This is a genomic window from Pseudonocardia sp. HH130629-09, from assembly GCF_001294645.1.
Taxonomy (GTDB): domain Bacteria; phylum Actinomycetota; class Actinomycetes; order Mycobacteriales; family Pseudonocardiaceae; genus Pseudonocardia.
In genome coordinates this window covers 5,723,270-5,740,915 of sequence record NZ_CP011868.1, presented here as the reverse complement: position 1 = coordinate 5,740,915, position 17,646 = coordinate 5,723,270, and the positions used below count along the sequence as shown (strand labels likewise).

2 protein-coding genes are annotated in these 17,646 nt (G+C 70.5%); one reads left to right on the top strand and one right to left on the bottom strand.

The genetic code is table 11. The features are described 5' to 3' along the window. Nucleotides 1–100: 100 nt before the first annotated feature. Nucleotides 101–1,159, top strand: coding sequence for a cytochrome P450 (locus tag XF36_RS26740; RefSeq protein WP_238589033.1), 1,059 nt, complete (start codon nucleotides 101–103; stop codon nucleotides 1,157–1,159). 83 nt (nucleotides 1,160–1,242) lie between these two features. Here the strand turns inward: XF36_RS26740 and XF36_RS26735 are convergent, their stop codons facing one another. Beyond that, the gene (locus XF36_RS26735; protein ID WP_060714096.1) at nucleotides 1,243–17,523 is read right to left on the bottom strand and encodes a non-ribosomal peptide synthetase; all 16,281 of its coding nucleotides are present in this window, start codon (nucleotides 17,521–17,523) and stop codon (nucleotides 1,243–1,245) included. Nucleotides 17,524–17,646: the final 123 nt, after the last annotated feature.

Below are 17,646 nucleotides of genomic sequence, written 5' to 3'. Positions count from 1 at the left end.
CCGGGAGTGCCCGTTCTCCCCTCCCCTGGAGTACGCGCGGATGCGCGCAGAATCGGCGGTCTGCCCAGTCGACATGCCGAACGGTGCGAGGGCGTGGGCGGTGACCCGCTACGCCGACATCCGCGCGCTGCTCACCGACTCCCGCCTGAGCTCGGACAACACGCTCCCGGGCTACCCGACTTTCACGAGCGAGCAGCCGACGGAGCAACCGATCCGGCTTCTGATCAACCTCGACGGCGACGAGCACCACTCGGCGCGCAAGCGGGTGATGGGCGAGTACACAGCACGACGGGTCCGCGAGCTGCGCCCTGTCGTGCAACGCCTCGTGGACCACCGGCTCGACCGGATGCTGGCCAGGCCGGCACCGGCCGACCTTGTTGCCGAGTTCTCCGTGCCGTTGCCGGCGCTGGTGATGAGCGAGCAACTGGGGGTGGCGCCTGACGACACAGCTCGCTTCCTGGAGAACAGCACGCGTCTGGTCAGTATCTCCTCGTCCGAGCGGGAGCGCGACGACGCGTTCGCCGTCCTCGTCGAGATGATGACCGATCTCGTCGCGAGCAAGGAGGCTACGCCGACCGACGACCTGGTCGGCCGCCAGATCATCAGCCTGCGCGAGAACGGCGAGTACGACCGTGAGGCGCTGGTGAGCCTCGCGTTCCTGCTACTGGTGGCCGGCCATGAGACGTCTGCAGGCATGCTATCGCTCGGCACGCTGGTCCTTTTGCGACGCAACGACATCGCCGAACGGGTCCGGAGGGATCCGTCGTGCACCCGCGCGTTCGTGGAGGAGCTGCTGCGCTTCTTCACCGTCGGCGAGCAGGCGATGGTGCGGGTCGCCACCGAAGACATCAGGATCGGCGGCACGACGGTCCCCCGCGGTGACGGCGTGGTCGCGCTGACAAACGCGGCGAACCGGGACCCAGACGGCTTCGACGACCCAGACTCGTTCGACATCGACCGGCCCAACCGGCACCTTGCGTTCGGGTACGGCCCGCACCAGTGCATCGGCGCAAACCTAGCCCGACTCGAGCTGCAGATTGCGTTCGACTCGCTGCTCGCGCGGGTCCCAGGGCTGCGGGCCGCGGTGGCGTTCGACGAGCTGCGGTTCACCGACGACCGCGGGGTCTACGGGCTCGAGGAGCTCCCCGTGTCCTGGTGACCCCTCCAGACGACGAGGTCCCCGCCCGGCAATGCGCCGGGCGGGGACCCCGTCGTTGGTCGGGTCTCGAGAACCCCGTGCGGTTACCGGAGCTCGTCGAGCTCCCGGTTGACGATGGCGCAGATCTCGGCCGCTGGCCCGGCGTCGCACATCTGGGGATGGGTCGTGTCGACGACGTGCTCGGCGATCCCGCCCAGGATGTACTCAAGCCACTCGGACGAGTCCCCGGAGTAGTAGCCGTCGACGCTGTGGGCGGCCTTGAAGAAGACCGCGCGGCCGGTAAACACCGGCGAGTCCGCGGTACGTAGCAGCGACATGTGGTTGATCAGAGCGTCCGCTGAGCAGCTGAGGACGTGCCGGTAGCCGGTGGAGCCGACCATGTGTCCGATGTAGTCGGCGAGGATCTCCTCCACGTTGTGCTTCGGGATCTCCTCGACGTCGTGGAAGTACCTACAGGGCGCGCAGTCCAGCAACCCGAGCAGCCCCACCTCGCGGCCGCGATGCTCCAGCTCTGCGGCGATGGCGTGCGCGGCCGTCCCGCCGAACGACCAGCCCATCAGCAGGTACGGCCCCTCGGGCTGGGCCTCGAGGATCCGCTCGACGTGGTCGTCGACCATCTCCAGCAGCGAGGCGGGCTGGGCCGCACCGCTGAACGCGGCTGCCTGGAACGCATAGATCGGCCGGTCTGTGATGTGCGGGGCCAGGTTCAGGTAGGACCAGCTCAGCCCGAAGCCGGGCTGTACGAACCACAGCGGGGCCTTCTCCCCGCCGGACCGGATCGTCAGCACCCGCGCGTAGGGGTCCTCGAACCGGGACTCGGCACCGGACTCCAGCTCCGCGGCCAGCTCGCCCACCGTCGGGTACTGGAACACCATGCGTATCGGCAGGGAGATCCCGAACTCCTCGGAGATCGTCCCGACCAGCCGGGTCGCGAGCAGGGAGTGTCCGCCGAGAGCGAAAAACCCGTCGTCGGCACCGACCTGGGGCACTCCGAGTGTGTCGGCGAACAACCGGGCCAGGCGGGCCTCCCATGTCGTGCCCGGCGCCCGGTACGGTCGCGTGTCGGCCTCCGGCTCGGGCAGCGCGGCCCGGTCGAGCTTCCCGCTCGGTGTCGTCGGCAGCGCGTCGAGTGCCATCACCGCCGACGGCACCATGTACTCCGGTAGCCGCTCCCCGACGAACGCGGTGAGCGCGGTCCCGTCGATCCCGTCGTCGCCGGCGGGCACTACGTGGGCGACCAGACGGCGACCGGCTGTACCGTCGCGGGTGGTCACCACCGCCCTTTCCACCGACGGGTGCGCGGTCAACGCCGACTCGACCTCGCCCGGCTCGATCCGGAAGCCGCGCACCTTGACCTGCTGGTCGGCGCGGCCCTGGTACTCCAGCATCCCGTGGTCGTCCCACCGGGCCAGGTCCCCAGTCCGATACATCCGGTCACCAGGAGGACCCCAGGGGTCCGCGACGAACCGTTCGGCCGTCAGGCCCGGCGCGTGGTAGTACCCGCGCCCGACCGCTCCGGCGACGTACAGCTCCCCGACACCGCCGGGCGGGACTGGGGTCAGGCCCGGCCCGAGCACGTAGGTGCGCATGTTGCTCAGCGGGGTCCCGATGGGCGCGCTGTCACCGAGTTTACGGTCGTCGCCGGCGGGCAGCGCGAATGCGCTGGCGTAGAACGTTTCGCTCTGGCCATAGCCGTTGACGATTCGCACGCCCGGCAGCGCCTCGCGGGCCCTCCGGACCAGGTCGGACGGCAGCGCCTCCCCTGCGAACACCAGGGTGTCCGCGCGAAACGTGCGACCCGCTCGGTCGGCGAGTCCGGCGAACGCCGACGGCACGGTGCTGATCACTCCGCCGTCCCAGTCTTCGCGCTCAGCCAGCACGAGCACGTCGCGCACAACCTCGACGATCCCTCCGGAGCAGAGCGTCGTGACGATCTCGAACACGGACACGTCGAAGTTGATCGACGTGCCGGCCAACAGCCGCGAGCCGGCCGGCCGGTCGGTCACCCCCGTCAGCGCTGTGACGCCATTGACCACGCCGTGGTGGGTGATCGTCACGCCCTTCGGCCGCCCGGACGTACCCGATGTGTACATCACGTACGCCGGGTTGTCCGGACGCGGTGTTCGGTGATGCCCCGCAGGCGCACCGTCGTCGAGGTGAAGGTCCTCCAAGTGCACGGTGACGACGTCGCCCGGTGGCAACGACGGCGCCGTCGCCCTGTCGGTCAGCAGCAGTCCGGGACGAGCCTCGCCGAGCACCGTTGCCAGTCGGTCCGACGGGTAGGCCGGATCGAGCGGAAGGTACCCGGCACCGGAGTGCAGGATCCCGAGCAGGGCGACGATCAGGTCCGCCGTCCGCGGCAACGCGAGGGCCACCAACGTCTCCGGTCCCGCACCACGAGCCGCCAGCTCGCCGGCCAGCCGTCGTGCTCTGCGGTCCAGCTCGCGGTAGGTTAGCGACACCGGGCCGCACTCCACCGCCACCGCGTCCGGCGTCCGCCCGACCTGGAGCCCGACCAGCTCCGGCACGGTTCCCGCGGGCAGCTCGGCGGCTGTGTCGTTGCGCTCGGCGAGCTCGTGGTGCTCGGCCGCGCTCAGCAGGTCGACGTCACCGAGCCGCCCGGCCGGGGCCTCGGCGAAGCCGCGCAGGATCCGGATTAGCCGTTCGGCCATCCCCGCGACCGCACCGTGCTCCAGCACGTCCGGCCGGTAGTCGAGTGAGAGCTGCAGCTGCGGGGTGGTCACCGCCATCACGGTCAGCGGGTAGTGGGTGCCCGAGGCGACCCGCATTCCGCCGACGGTGAGGCCCCCGTTGGCGTCGGCGTCCACGAACCCGGCGCCGTCGAACGGGTAGGACTCGAAGACCACCAGCGTGTCGAACAGCGAGGCCAGACCCAGGTCCTGCTGGATCTCGACCAGGCCCCGGTGGTGGTGCTCAAGCAACCCCGCCTGCCTGCTCTGCAGGTCGGTGAGGGCCTCGCGCAGCGGCGTGGCCGGGGCCAACGGCATCCGCACGGGCACCGTGTTGATGAACAACCCGACCATCGAGTCCACACCGGCCAGCTCGGCCGGGCGTCCGCTCACGGTCGCGCCGAACACGACGTCGTCGCGGCCGGTGAGCTGCCCGAGCAGGATCGCCCACGCGGCCTGCACCATGGTGTTCGTCGTGACACCCCACTCGCCGGCCCGTCGCGACAGTGCGCGGGTCTCCTCCCCGGTGAGCGCGACCTCGACATGGGCCACCGAGGTGTCACCCCCGTCGGCCGCGCCGCTTGGGACGAGCAGCGTCGGCTCGTCGACGCCGGCAAGAGCATCCCGCCAGGCGGCCGTCGCGGCACCGTTGTCCTGACAGTCCCGCCAGGCCAGGAACTCACGATAGCTCCGCACGGCGGGTAGCGCGCCCTGGTCCCCCGCGGCCCCGTACAACCGCAGCAGCTCCTGCATCAGGACCGGGATCGACCAGCCGTCGAACAGCACGTGGTGCGCGGTCAGGACGAGCTCGCCGCCGTCGTCGCCGGTGCGTACCAGCGACAGCCGCAGCAGCGGCGGCGACGCCGGGGCGAAGTGCAGCTCGTGGTCCTCGGCGAGGAACCGTTCGAACTCGTACCTGCGCCGTTGCTCGTCGTACCCGCGCAGGTCCACAACCTGCCACGGCAGCTCGACGCGGTCCTGGATCAGCTGTACCTGACCACCGTCGGCGCCGGCGGCGAACGCGGCCCGCAGCGTCGCATGCCGGTCCAGCAGTGCCTGCCCGGCCACCCGCATCCGGGCCGGGTCGACGGTGCCGTTGAGGCGGAACACGAACTGCATCTGGTATGCGTCGACCGTCTCGCGGGTCAGCATGCTCTGGAACAGTAGGCCGGACTGCAGGGGCGTCAGCGGCCAGACGTCGGCCAGGCCCGGGTACGCCGCCTCCCACTGTTCGATGCGGTCCTGCCCGGCGTCGACCAACGGCAGATCGGACGGGGTGAGCCCGCCCACGCCCGGTCTGGCGGCGTGCCGGGCCAGCCCGGCCAGCGCATCGGCCCATAGGTCGGCCAACTCGGCCACCTCGTCGCGGTCGAGTACACCGGTCGGGAAGCTCAGGAACGCCGTCAACCGGGGTCCGTCCGCCCGGTCGGTGACCAGTGAGTTGATCTCGACCGAGGACAAGGCCGGCATGTCGGCATCCATCGCGGCGTCTGCCCCGTCGACGTCGGTGACCTGCGTGAAGCCGAGGCCCCGCAGATCCTCTGGCATATCCGTGTCTGAGAACCGGCCCAGGTAGTTGAACCCGATCTGCGGTGTCTCGTAACCGGCGAGCAGCGGCATGGTGCGGGGGTTCGACCAGCGCAGCAGCCCGTATCCGACGCCTTTGTCCGGCACTGCCGCCAGCTGCTCCTTGACCGCTTTCACGACCGTCCCGGCGGCGGCGCCACCGGCGCACACCTCGTCCAGGTCGGCGCGTTCTGCGTCGACCCGCACCGGGAACATCGACGTGAACCAGCCCACCGTGCGTGAGACGTCCGCACCCGGCAGCAGGGCATCCTCGCGGCCGTGTCCCTCCAGCCGGATCAGCGCCGATGACTCGTCCACCCCACGACGGGCGCGCCAGCCGGCGACCGCAACCGCGAGGGCGGCCAGCAGGCCGTCGTTGACCCCGGATCGGTACGCGGCTGGGACAGCCGTGAGCAGGCCCTCGGTTACCTCGACCGGCACGTCAAGACGGACCGTCTCGACCGCGGCCATCGTGTCCCGAAGGGGGTTCACCCGGCGCCGGCCCAGGACCGGATCCGGTCCGTCCAGCACATCACGCCAGAACGCGAGCTCGTCCTCGCGTGCGGGCGCGACGGCCGCGTCGGCCAGCGCATGCGCCCAGCGGCGCGCCGACGTCCCGACCGCGGGCAACGCGGCCACCCGGCCGTCGCGCACCGCCGACCACGCCGCGGCCATATCCGGAAGGAGCACCCGCCATGACACGCCGTCGACGACGAGATGATGTAGCACCACGGCTAGACGGCCCGGCCGGTCCGGGCCCGCATCGAACCACACGAATCGCCCCATCACACCGTCCTGCGGATCGAGCAGCCCCGTCGCCGTATCCAACTCGGACGCGTACGTCGACGGCCACTCCGGACGGTCCCAATCACCCGAGAACCGCACACGGTGAACCCGCTCATCTGCCCGGACGGTCCCAGCGGGCGCGACTTCCATGGCCCGGTGGTCGCCGACCAGCCGGGAGCGCAGTACGTCATGGTGGTCCAACACCGCCTGCAGCGTCGCCGCCAGGTCGTGCTCGTCGATCCCGACGGGAAGGTCCACCAGCGAGGACATCGCGAACCGGCTCATGTTGCCATCGGGCACGAGGTCCATCAGCCAGCACCCGACTGGTGGCAGTGGCATCCGGCCGACCCCACCGCCGTCAAGCTCGGAGACCGCCGGAACCGCGGCGGACGTGGCGACTGCAACCTCGGCCAGCGCCGCCACGGACCGGCGGTCGAACACCGTCCGCGGGGTCACCTCGAGCCCGCGCGATCGTGCCCTGGCGACCACCTGGATCGACCGGATCGAGTCGCCGCCGACGGCGAAGAAGTCGTCGTCCACGCCCACCCGCTCCACCCCGAGCACCTCGGCGAACACCTCCGCCAGCGCCCGCTCGGTCTCCGAACGAGGGGCGCGGTACGCCCCGGCGGCGACCTCCGGCTCCGGCAGGGCCGCGCGCTCCACCTTGCCATTGAGGTCGAGCGGCAGGTGATCGAGCACCATCAGAATCGAGGGCACCGCGTACTCCGGTAGCCGTCCGGTCGCGAACCGGCGGACCGACGCGACATCGACGAGCGCGTTGACGTCGACGATGCCCGATCCCCCTCCGCTGCCGGTGGGCACGACGTATCCAATGAGTTGACCGGCTCCGGAGCCGCGGCCTCCGCGCACCGCCACGACGGCCGCCGACACGCTCGGGTGCTCTACCAGCGCGGACTCGATCTCGGCGGGCTCTACGCGGAAGCCACGGACCTTCATCTGCGCGTCGCCGCGGCCCAGGTACTCCAGATCGCCGTCGGTAGTCCACCGCGCGAGGTCCCCCGTGCGGTACATGCGCCCACCCGGCTCACCGAACGGGTCCGCGACGTACCGCTCGGCGGTCGGACCAGGACGCGCGTGATAGCCGCGGCCGATTGATCCGCCGACGTAGAGCTCCCCGGTCACACCCGGGGCCACCGGCGCGAGCTCCGGGCCCAGGACGTAGGTTCGTACATTCCACAGCGGTTTGCCGATCGGCGGGTTGCCGGGACCTGACCAGTCGGCCGGGATCGAGTGTGTCGTCGCGTACAGGTCCTCGGTCTGGCCGTAGGCCTGGACGAGCCGGGCATGCGGTGCCGCCGTCCGGATCCGCGCCAACAGGTCGGCAGACAGGGCATCGCCACCGAACACGAGCGTCTCCACGTCGAGGCCGCCCGACACCTGTTCGAGGATCTCAGCGAACACGGACGGGACCGCGTGGATCGCGGTGCCCGACCAACCCCCGCGCTCGGCGAGTTCGAGGACATCGCGCACTACTTCGACCGAGGCGCCCGACCCGAGCGCCGAGAAGATCTCGAACACCGACACGTCGAAGTTCACCGATGTCGCAGCTAACAGGCGCGACCCCGCCGCGACCCCCACCACCTCAGCCAGGCACAGCACGTCGTTCACGACGCCGGCGTGGGTGATCGCGACGCCCTTCGGAGTCCCAGATGATCCCGAGGTGTACATCACGTAGGCCACGTTGCTTGGGCGCAGCGGTGCTGCCCTGTCCTCGTCCGTGAGAGGCCCTGCTGGCCCCGAGCAGAGGTCGATTCCGTCCAGGGACAGCAGCGGCGTCCCGTGGCCGGGCACCACGCCGGCCGTGGAGGCGTCGCAGAGCACCAGTGCCGGCCGTGCCTCGGCCAGGATCAGGTCCAACCGCTTCGATGGGTACCGCGGGTCGATTGGTAGGTACGCCGCCCCCGACTTCAGGATCCCCAGCATCCCCACCACCAGCTCCGCTGAGCGCGGCAGCGCCAGCCCCACCGACGACTCGGGGCCGACCCCGCGGCGAACCAGCTCGCGCGCCAGCCGGTTTGCCCGCGCGTCGAGCTCCGCGAACGTCAGCCGCACGTCACCGCACACCACCGCCACAGCGTCCGGAGCCTCCACCACACGCGCCTCCACCAGCTCCGGCACCGTCACGTCCGGTACCGGCACGGCCGTGTCGTTGACCCGGGTCAGCAGCCGATCCCGCTCGTCGGCGGACAGCACGTCCAGCGACGCGACGCGGTCGCCCGGTGCGGTCACCACCCGGTCCAGCAGCCGCACGAAGCGGTCCGCGATGGCGTCGGCCGACGACCGGTCGAACAGGTCTGTGGCGAACTCCAGGTATCCGGACAGGCCGTCGCCGTCCGGCCCGAACGCGAACTGGAGGTCGAACTTCGCTGTACCGGTCGGGACCATCTCCATCCGGCCGGTCAGCGACGACGTGTCGAGTTCGACGCGGGAGCTGTCCTGCCACGCAATCATTACCTGGAACAACGGGTGATATGAACGTGACCGCTCCGGGTTCACCACCTCCACCAGCCGCTCGAACGGAGCATCCTGATTGTCGTAGGCGGCCAACGCCTTCGACCGCACCCGGCCCAGCACGTCCCGGAACGACGGGCCACCGGACAGGTCCACCCGCAGCACCCACGTGTTCACGAAGAACCCAACGAGATCCACCAGCGCCTCGTCCGAACGACCGGCGATCGGGGAACCGACCGACACGTCCGGCCCTGCACCCAGCTGCTGCAACAGCACCACCAGCGCTGACTGCAGCAACATCGGCATCGTCACGCCCTCGGCGGCGGCCAGCTCCCGCGCCCTGGCGACCAGCCCAGGGTCGACCCCGAACCGGACGCCCGCACCCCGGTGGCTCGCCTCTCGGGGCCGGGGGCGGTCGATCGGCAACATCAATGGCTGCGGCGCACCCTCCAGCTCGGCCCGCCAGTGCTCGGACTGGGCAGCCATGACGCTGTCCGGGTCGTCCTCGTCGCCGAGGACCTCGCGCTGCCACAGCGCGTAGTCCGCGTACCGCACCGGCAGCGGCTCCCACCTTGGTGCGACACCACTACTGCGCGCCTCGTACGTGATCGACAGGTCGCGCACGAGCGGCACCATCGACTCGCCGTCCGCCGCGATGTGGTGCACGACGAGTGCGAGTTCGCTGCGGCCGTCGTCGATTCGGAACAGCACGGCGTGCACCGGGATCTCGTCGGCCAGGTCGAACGGATACTCCATCGCCGCGGCAACGGCCGCTTCCGCCTCCTCGGCAGCGACGTCGGTCAACTCCAGCACACGCCCGAGCTCGTCCTCCGACACGACCTGCTGATGCGGAATGCCGTCGACGTCTTCGATGAACACCGTCCGCAATGCCTCGTGCCGCACCACGACGTCGCGCAGCGCGGCGCCCAGCGCGTCGGCGTCCACCATGCCGCAGAGCCGGAACACGACCGGGATGTTGTACGTCGCGGATGATCCCTCGAATCGGTGGATGAACCACAGACGGCGCTGCGCGTAGGACAGGGGCATCGGGCCGGTCCCGGCACGTTGCTCCAGCACCGGTCGCGCCCGCTCCCCGACACGACCCAGGTGGCCCGCCAGCTCGGCGACCGTGGGCGCCTCGAACACGGTCCGGATCAGCAGGTCGGTCCCGAACGCCTCGCGGACACGTCCGACCAGCCGCGTTACTAGCAGTGAGTGCCCGCCGAGACTGAAGAACCCGTCGTCGAGACCGACCCGGGGAACGCCGAGGACGTCAGCGAACAGTTCCGCTAGCCGCTGCTCAGAGGCCGTGGTCGGAGCCCGGTATGTCCCGGCGGCGAGGTACGGCTCGGGCAGGGCGGCACGGTCGAGCTTCCCGTTCGGTGTGAGCGGGAGCCCGTCGACCGCTACAACGGCGGACGGAACCATGTACTCGGGCAGGCGCTGGCCCACGAACGTGCGCATCTCGTCGGTGTCAACCTCCGTACCGACCTCCGGCACCACCCAGGCAACTAGCCGCGGCCCGGCGGCACCGCCGTCGCGGGCCAGCACGACGGCCCGGGTCACTGACGGGTGCTCGGTCAGCGCCGACTCGATCTCCCCCGGCTCGATTCGAAAACCGCGCACCTTGACCTGCTGGTCGGCGCGGCCGAGGTACTCGACGCGGCCGTCGGTGTCCCACCTGGCCAGATCACCGGTGCGGTACATGCGGTCCCCGGCACCGTCGAACGGGTCGGCGACGAACCGCTCCGCCGTGAGCCCGGCGCGTAGGTGGTAGGCGCGGGCGAGACCGGCGCCGACCAGGTAAAGCTCGCCTGGGACACCGATCGGGACGGGCCGCAGGGCGCTGTCGAGGATCCGGGCGCGGACGTTCGCCACCGGGCGGCCGACCGGGATGGTGCCATCGACTTCCTCCTCTACGCACGCGAGCGCGTAGACGCAGCTCTCAGTCGGCCCATAGATGTTGGCCAGCCGGGCCCCCGGCGCGGTCTCGCGCAACGACCGGACGAGGCTCGCCGGCAACGCCTCACCGGCCAGCGCAATCGTGCCGATCTGGTCCAGCCGGGCCTGCTCGCCGACGGCGGCCAGCGCCGACGGGACGACACACAACAGCCCGCCGGGACCGACATCGCGATCGGCGAGCTCCAGGACGTCGGAGAGCAGCACAATGCTGCCGCCCACCAGCAGCGGGACGATCGTGTCGAACACAGACACGTCAAAGGTGATCGATGTCGTAGCCAGCGCGCGGTCGAATGTGGCCGCGCCGAGCTCGGCGACGCCCCAGTCGGCCAGGTTGGACACGCTCGCGTGTTCGACGACGACGCCCTTCGGACGCCCCGTCGAACCGGACGTGTAGATCGTGTAGGCGCGGTGCCGCGGAGTGAGCGGCGCCGTCCGGTCTGCGTCGACCGGGTTGTGGTCCGGCCGATCCGCGAGCGCGCGGCGGACGCCCACATCGTCCAGTGCGAGGACGTCGCGTCCGCCGAGCCCGCCGCGTCCGCGGGGCCGGTCGGTGTCGGTCACGACGAGCACTGGCTCTGAGTCTGCGAGCAGGTGCGCGATCCGGTCCGTCGGGTATGACGGGTCGATCGGGACGTAGGCCCCTCCCGCCTTTAGCACAGCGAGGATCGACACAATCAAGTTCGCCGTGCGCGGCAGAATCAGCGCGACCGACGTCTCCGGGCCCACCCCGCGCGCGATCAGCTCGTGCGCCAGCCGGTTCGCCCGCGCATTGAGCTCGACGTAGGTCAGCGAGGTCCCACCCACGACGAGCGCATCGGCATCGGTCAGGGTCTCGACCTGGCGCTCGAAACGCTCCGGGACGGTCGCCACCGCGAACGGCGCCGCGGTGTCGTTGAACCCGGTCAGGACCTGCTCACGCTCGGCAGGGCTTAGCAGATCGATCCGGCCCAGCGCTGTCGCTGCACTGGTGTCGCTCGCGGCCCCATCGACGGTGCCGGAGAGCAACTGCAGCAGCCGCCCGAGTCGGACCGCGATCTGCTCGACGGCCTCGTGCTCCAGCCGACCGGGCTGGTACTGCAGGGCCAGGTGCAGGTGTGGGTCGAGCTCGGCGGTCAGAGTTAGCGGGTAGTGCGTCGCCGAGAATGGCCGCATGCCGGTCACCTCGATGCCAGCGGCCGCGTTGGCGTCGGCCACAGCGTCAGTGTCGACCGGGTAGGACTCGAACACGACCAACGTGTCGAACAGCGAGGACATGCCCAGGTCCTGCTGGATGTCGATCAGGCCCCGGTAGTGGTGCTCGAGCAACGCCGCCTGCCTGCTCTGCAGGCCGGCGAGGGCCTCGAGCAGCGGCGTGGCCGGATCCAACGGCATCCGCACCGGCACCGTGTTGATGAACATGCCGATCGTCCTGTCGACGCCGTCGAGCTCGGCGGGACGGCCGGACACGGTGGCACCAAACACGACGTCGTCGCGGCCAGTAAGCTGCCCGAGCAGGATCGCCCAGGCGGCCTGCACCATCGTGTTCACCGTGACCCCCCATTCAGCGGCCCGGCGGGCCAGTGCGGCTGAGCTGGCCTCCGGCAAGTCGACGTTCACCGTCCACAGCCCGATCTCCGTGTGCTCGGGGGGCCCGGGAGCGATCAGCGTGGGCTCCTCGACGCCGGCCAGCTCGTCGCGCCAGGCCTGCGCGGCGGCATGGTGGTCCTGGCGGTTCAGCCAGTCCAGGAAGTCGCGATAGCCGCGAGTTACGGTCAGGTCCCCCGGCGCACCTGCGGATCCGTAGAGCCGCAGCAGCTCCTGCATCAACAGCGGGATTGACCAGCCATCGAACAACACGTGATGCGCGGTGAATACGAGCTCGGCTGTGTCCTCGGCGATACGGATCAGGCCTAGGCGCAGCAGAGGCGCCGCGGCCGGGTCGAAGTGGCGGGTGTGGTCGTCGGCCAGGAACCGCCCGATGCGCTCCGCCCGCTCCCCCTCGACACATCCTCGCAGGTCGAGGACTTTCCAGGGCAGCTCCACCCGATCTTCGACGAGCTGCACCCAGCCCCCGTCGATGCGCGGCTCGAACGCCGCACGCAGGTTCGGATGCCGATCCAGCAGCCTCTGACCGGCCATCCGCATCCGGTCTGGATCGACCGCGCCAGAGATCTCTAGGACGAGCTGGACCTGGTAGGCATCCACCTCGGATGGGTTGACAACGAGCGCGCGGTGGAACAGCAGGCCGGACTGCAGCGCGGTGAGCGGCCAGGCGTCGACGAGGCCGGGCCGGCGCCGCTCCCAGCCGTCAATCTCGGACTGCGCCACCCCGCGCAGCAGCGGCAGGTCCGACGCCGTCAGCCCGCCCACGCCGGGAGTGCGCGCGTGCCGGGCCAGCCCGGTCAGCGCCTCCCGCCAGAGTCCGGCCAGCTCGGTCACCTCGTCGCGTGTGAGCACGCCGGCCGGGAAGCTCAGCACCGCTTCGAGTCGTGGCCCCCGGTCCGTGTCGGTCACCGCGGAGTTGATCTCCAGCGAGGACAGCGCCGGCATTGTGGGATCCAGAGCGACCTCGCTGTCGTCCACGTCGAGTACTTGAGTGAACCCGAGCCCCCGCAGGTGCTCAGGCATGTCGGCCGCCGAGAACCGGCCGAGGTAGTTGAACCCGATCTGCGGGTCCGCGTAGGCCGCCAGCATCGGCGCGGACCGTGGGTTCGACCAGCGCAACAGCCCAAAGCCCGCGCCCTTGTCCGGCACCGCCGCCAGCTGTTCCTTGACCGCCTTCAGCACCGCGCCGGCCGCGTCCCCGCCTGCGGCAACGTCGTCGAGGTCGACGTCGCCGGTGTCCAACCGCACCGGGAACATTGACGTGAACCAGCCCACAGTGCGGGACACGTCCGCGCCCGGTGCCAGCGCCTCCTCGCGACCGTGGCCCTCCAGACGGACCAGTGTGGACGGCTCCTCGACTCCACGACGACCGCGCCACCGCGCGACCGCGACCGCCAGTCCGGCGAGCAGGCCGTCGTTCACACCGGCGTGGTACGCGGCCGGCACCGCGGTGAGCAGCGCGTCGGTCACGTCGGCCGGGATATCCACCCGGACCGTCCCGACCGTGGACATCGTGTCCCGCGCGGGGTCCACGCGCCGACGGCCCAGCACCGGGTCCGGACCGTCCAACACCCCGCGCCAGTGCTCCAGCTCGCCGGTCCGGCACGGGGCGACGGCCGCGGTGGTGAGCGCGTGCGCCCACCGCCGCATCGACGTCCCGACGGCCGGGAGCGCCACCGGACGGCCCTCCTGCACCGCACCCCAAGCTGCGGCCAGGTCCGGTAGCAGGATCCGCCAGGACACACCGTCGACGGCGAAGTGGTGCAGAACGACCGCGAGCCGACCCGCGACATCCGAGCCGGCGTCGAATCGGACGAACTGCGCCATCACGCCGGCACGGGGGTCCAGCCGGCCGGGCGCCGCGTCCAGCTCGGACTCGACGACATCCGACGACCCGTCCCAGGGGACCCTGCGCACCAGGCCCCCCGCAACAACCGCACCGGGCGGGTCGACGCGCATACCCCACTCGCCGTCGTCGTCGGTCACGAGCCGGGAGCGCAGCACGTCGTGGTGGTCCAGAACGGCTTGCAGCGTAGCCGCCAGGCCGTCGTCGTCGATGCCGATCGGCAGGTCCACGACTGTCGACATGGCGAACCGGCTCGCGCCGCCGTCGGGGACCAGGTCCATCAGCCACCTGCCGACGGGGGTGAGCGGCATCGAGCCGACGCCACCGCCGGCCAGCTCGTCCAAGGAGGTGGGCCTGGCCGCTGCGGTGGAGGTCGCGACGGAGGCCAGTTCGGCGACGGTGCGGCGGTCGAACACCGTCCGCGGGGTCACCTCGAGCCCGCGCGATCGTGCCCTGGCGACCACCTGGATCGACCGGATCGAGTCGCCGCCGACGGCGAAGAAGTCGTCGTCCACGCCCACCCGCTCCACCCCGAGCACCTCGGCGAACACCTCCGCCAGCACCTGCTCTTCGGGCGTGCGCGGGCTGCGGTATGCGCCGGCGACCGTCTCCGGCTCAGGCAGCGCGGACCGGTCGACCTTGCCGTTCAAGTCGAGCGGGATCCGGTCGAGCTCCATCAGCACCGACGGGACCGAGTATTCCGGCAGCCGCTCCGCCACGAACCGGCGCACCGCCGTCAGATCCATGACGCCTCCGGCGGGTACAACGTACCCGACGAGCTGCTTGCCGGCGCGACCCTCGCGCACGACGGCGACGGCGGCGCAGACGTCAGGGTGCTCGACCATCGCCGCCTGCACCTCGGCCGGTTCGATCCGCAGACCGTGCAGCTTGACCTGGCTGTCAGCGCGGCCGACGCACTCCAGGATCCCGTCGGACCGCCAGCGCGCGAGGTCTCCTGTGCGATACATGCGCCCGCCCGGCGCGCCGAACGGGTCCGCCAGGAATCGTTCCGCGGTCATGCCCGCGCGACCGTAGTAGCCGCGACCGATCGACCCGCCCACGTACAGCTCGCCGACGACGCCAGCCGGCACCGGGGTCAGCTCCGGACCCAGAACGTAGGTCCGCACGTTCCACAGTGGAGTGCCAATCGCCGCGTTCCCGGTGAGATCCCGTCCGGCCGGGAGCTCGTATGCGGACGCGTAGAATGTCTCGGTCTGGCCGTATCCGTTCAGGATGCGGGTGTGCGGGAACGCCTTCCGCACGCGCTCGACGTCCGGCGCGGAAAGCACCTCACCGGCAAAGATCAAGGTACCGATGTCGACGGTGTCGCGGACGTCGTCGAGCATCTCCACGAAGACTGACGGCACTGCACTGACGACGTCTCCGCACCACGTGTCGCGCTCAGCGAGCTCGAGGACGTCGCGCACCACCTCCACCGAGGCTCCCGATCCCAGCGCGGCGAACACCTCGAATGCGGACACGTCGAAGTTCACCGACGTTGCCGCCAGGAACCGGGATCCGGCTGACGCTCCCACGATCTCGGCCAGCGACAACGCGTCGTTCACGACACCGCCGTGGGTGATCGCCACGCCCTTCGGCGTCCCCGAAGACCCAGAGGTGTACATCACATACGCCACGTTGTCCGGCCGCAGGCAGCGCTCGGCGGCGGTCAGGTCGTGGCCCGGGCCGGAGCGCAGGTCCACCTCGTTGAGGAGCAGCCGTGAGGTGCCGTCGGGGGGCAGCACACCTGCAGTCCCGGAGTCGGTGAGCACCAAGGCCGGGCAGGCCTGCGAGAGCACCAGATCCAGACGCCGCGAGGGGTAGCGCGGGTCGATCGGCAGGTACCCGGCGCCCGACTTGAGGATCCCCAGCATCCCCACCACCAGATCGGCCGACCGCGGCAAGGCGAGCCCGACCAGCGACTCTGCCCCGACACCTCGGGCCACCAGCTCGCGGGCCAGACGGTTCGCCCGCGTGTTGAGCTCCGTGAACGACAGCGACACGTCACCGCACACCACTGCCACCGCGTCCGGCGTCTCGGCGACGCGCGCCTCGACCAGCTCGGGCACGCTCGCGTGCGGCACCGCCACGATGGTGTCGTTGATCCTCTCGATCAGCTCGTCGCGCTCGGCGGGCGCCAGCACCTCGAGCGAGCTGACCCGCCGCGACGGCTCGGCTACCGCGTGGCGCAGCAGTCGCACAAAGCGCTCGGCGATGGCGTCGGCAGACGACCGGTCGAACAGGTCGGAGGCGTACTCGAGGAAGCAGGACAGACCGTCGCCCGACTCGTCCGCGCCGATCGCCAGCTCGAGATCGAACTTCGAGGTCTTCGACGAGACCGTCTCTCCCGAACCGGTCAAACCACCCATCTTCACATCGAGACGGAAGTGGTCCTGCCAGGCGAACATCACCTGGAACAACGGGTGATACGAGCGTGACCGCTCCGGGTTCACCACCTCCACCAGCCGCTCGAACGGAGCATCTTGGTTGTCGTAGGCGGCCAGTGCTTTATCTCTCACCCGGCTCAGCACGTCCCGGAACGACGGGCCGCCGGACAGGTCCACTCGCAGCACCCAGGTGTTGACGAAGAACCCAACAAGGTCCTCGAGTGTCTCGTCCGAACGACCGGCGTTCGGAGAACCGACCGACACGTCTGAGCCGGCGCCCAGCTGCTGCAGTAGTACGACCAGCGCCGACTGCAGCACCATCGGCATCGTGACGCCTTCGGCGTAGGCCAGCTCACGCGCGGCCGCTACCAGCTGGGGCTCCACACGGAACTCGACGACGCCGCCGCGGTGGCTCGGCTCGGGGGGACGGGGCCGGTCGGTCGGGAGGTCGATCCGCGGGGGCTGGCCGGCGAGCTCCTCGCGCCAGTAGCCGAGCTGCGCGGAGATCTCGCTGTCCGGGTCGTCCTCGTCGCCGAGGACCTCGCGCTGCCACACCGCGTAGTCGCTGTACTGCACCGGGAGCGGTTCGAACGCTGGCTCCATGGAGACGCAGCGCGCGTCGTAGGCGCGGGACAGGTCGCGCACCAGAGGCACCATCGACTCGCCGTCGATCGCGATGTGGTGCACGAGCAGGACGAGCACGGACCGGTTGACGGCGGTCCGCAGCAGCACCGGCAGAATCGGGATCTCGCGGGAGAGATTGAAGACGTGCCCGCACACCTCGTCGATCGCGGCGTCCACGTCACCGGCGTCGACGTCACGCACGACGAGATCGCAGTCGAGCTCGTCCGCTGGGATGACCTGCGGGTGCGGGACGCCGTCGACGTCCTCGAAGAACACCGTCCGCAATGCCTCGTGCCGCACCACGACGTCGCACACCGCGGAACCCAGCGCGCCGGTGTCCACCACGCCGCACAGGCGCAGCACCAACGGGATGTTGTACGTCGCCGACGGGCCCTCGAAACGGTCGATGAACCACAGGCGGCGCTGCGCGAACGACAACTGGGCCATGGTATTCGATCTCCTCGTTATATCCGATCGAACCGGTGGTGCGACCGATTCCTGGCATTCGTGGGGCGGTTCGTTGACTCGCGTTTAACCGCTCGTGGTGTCATCGCCAGACCGATTCGACCT

Coding starts and splice junctions, on each gene's coding strand:
- XF36_RS26735 (WP_060714096.1), bottom strand. CDS start 17,523: ATGGCCCAGTTGTCGTTCGCGCAGCGCCGCCTGTGGTTCATCGACCGT.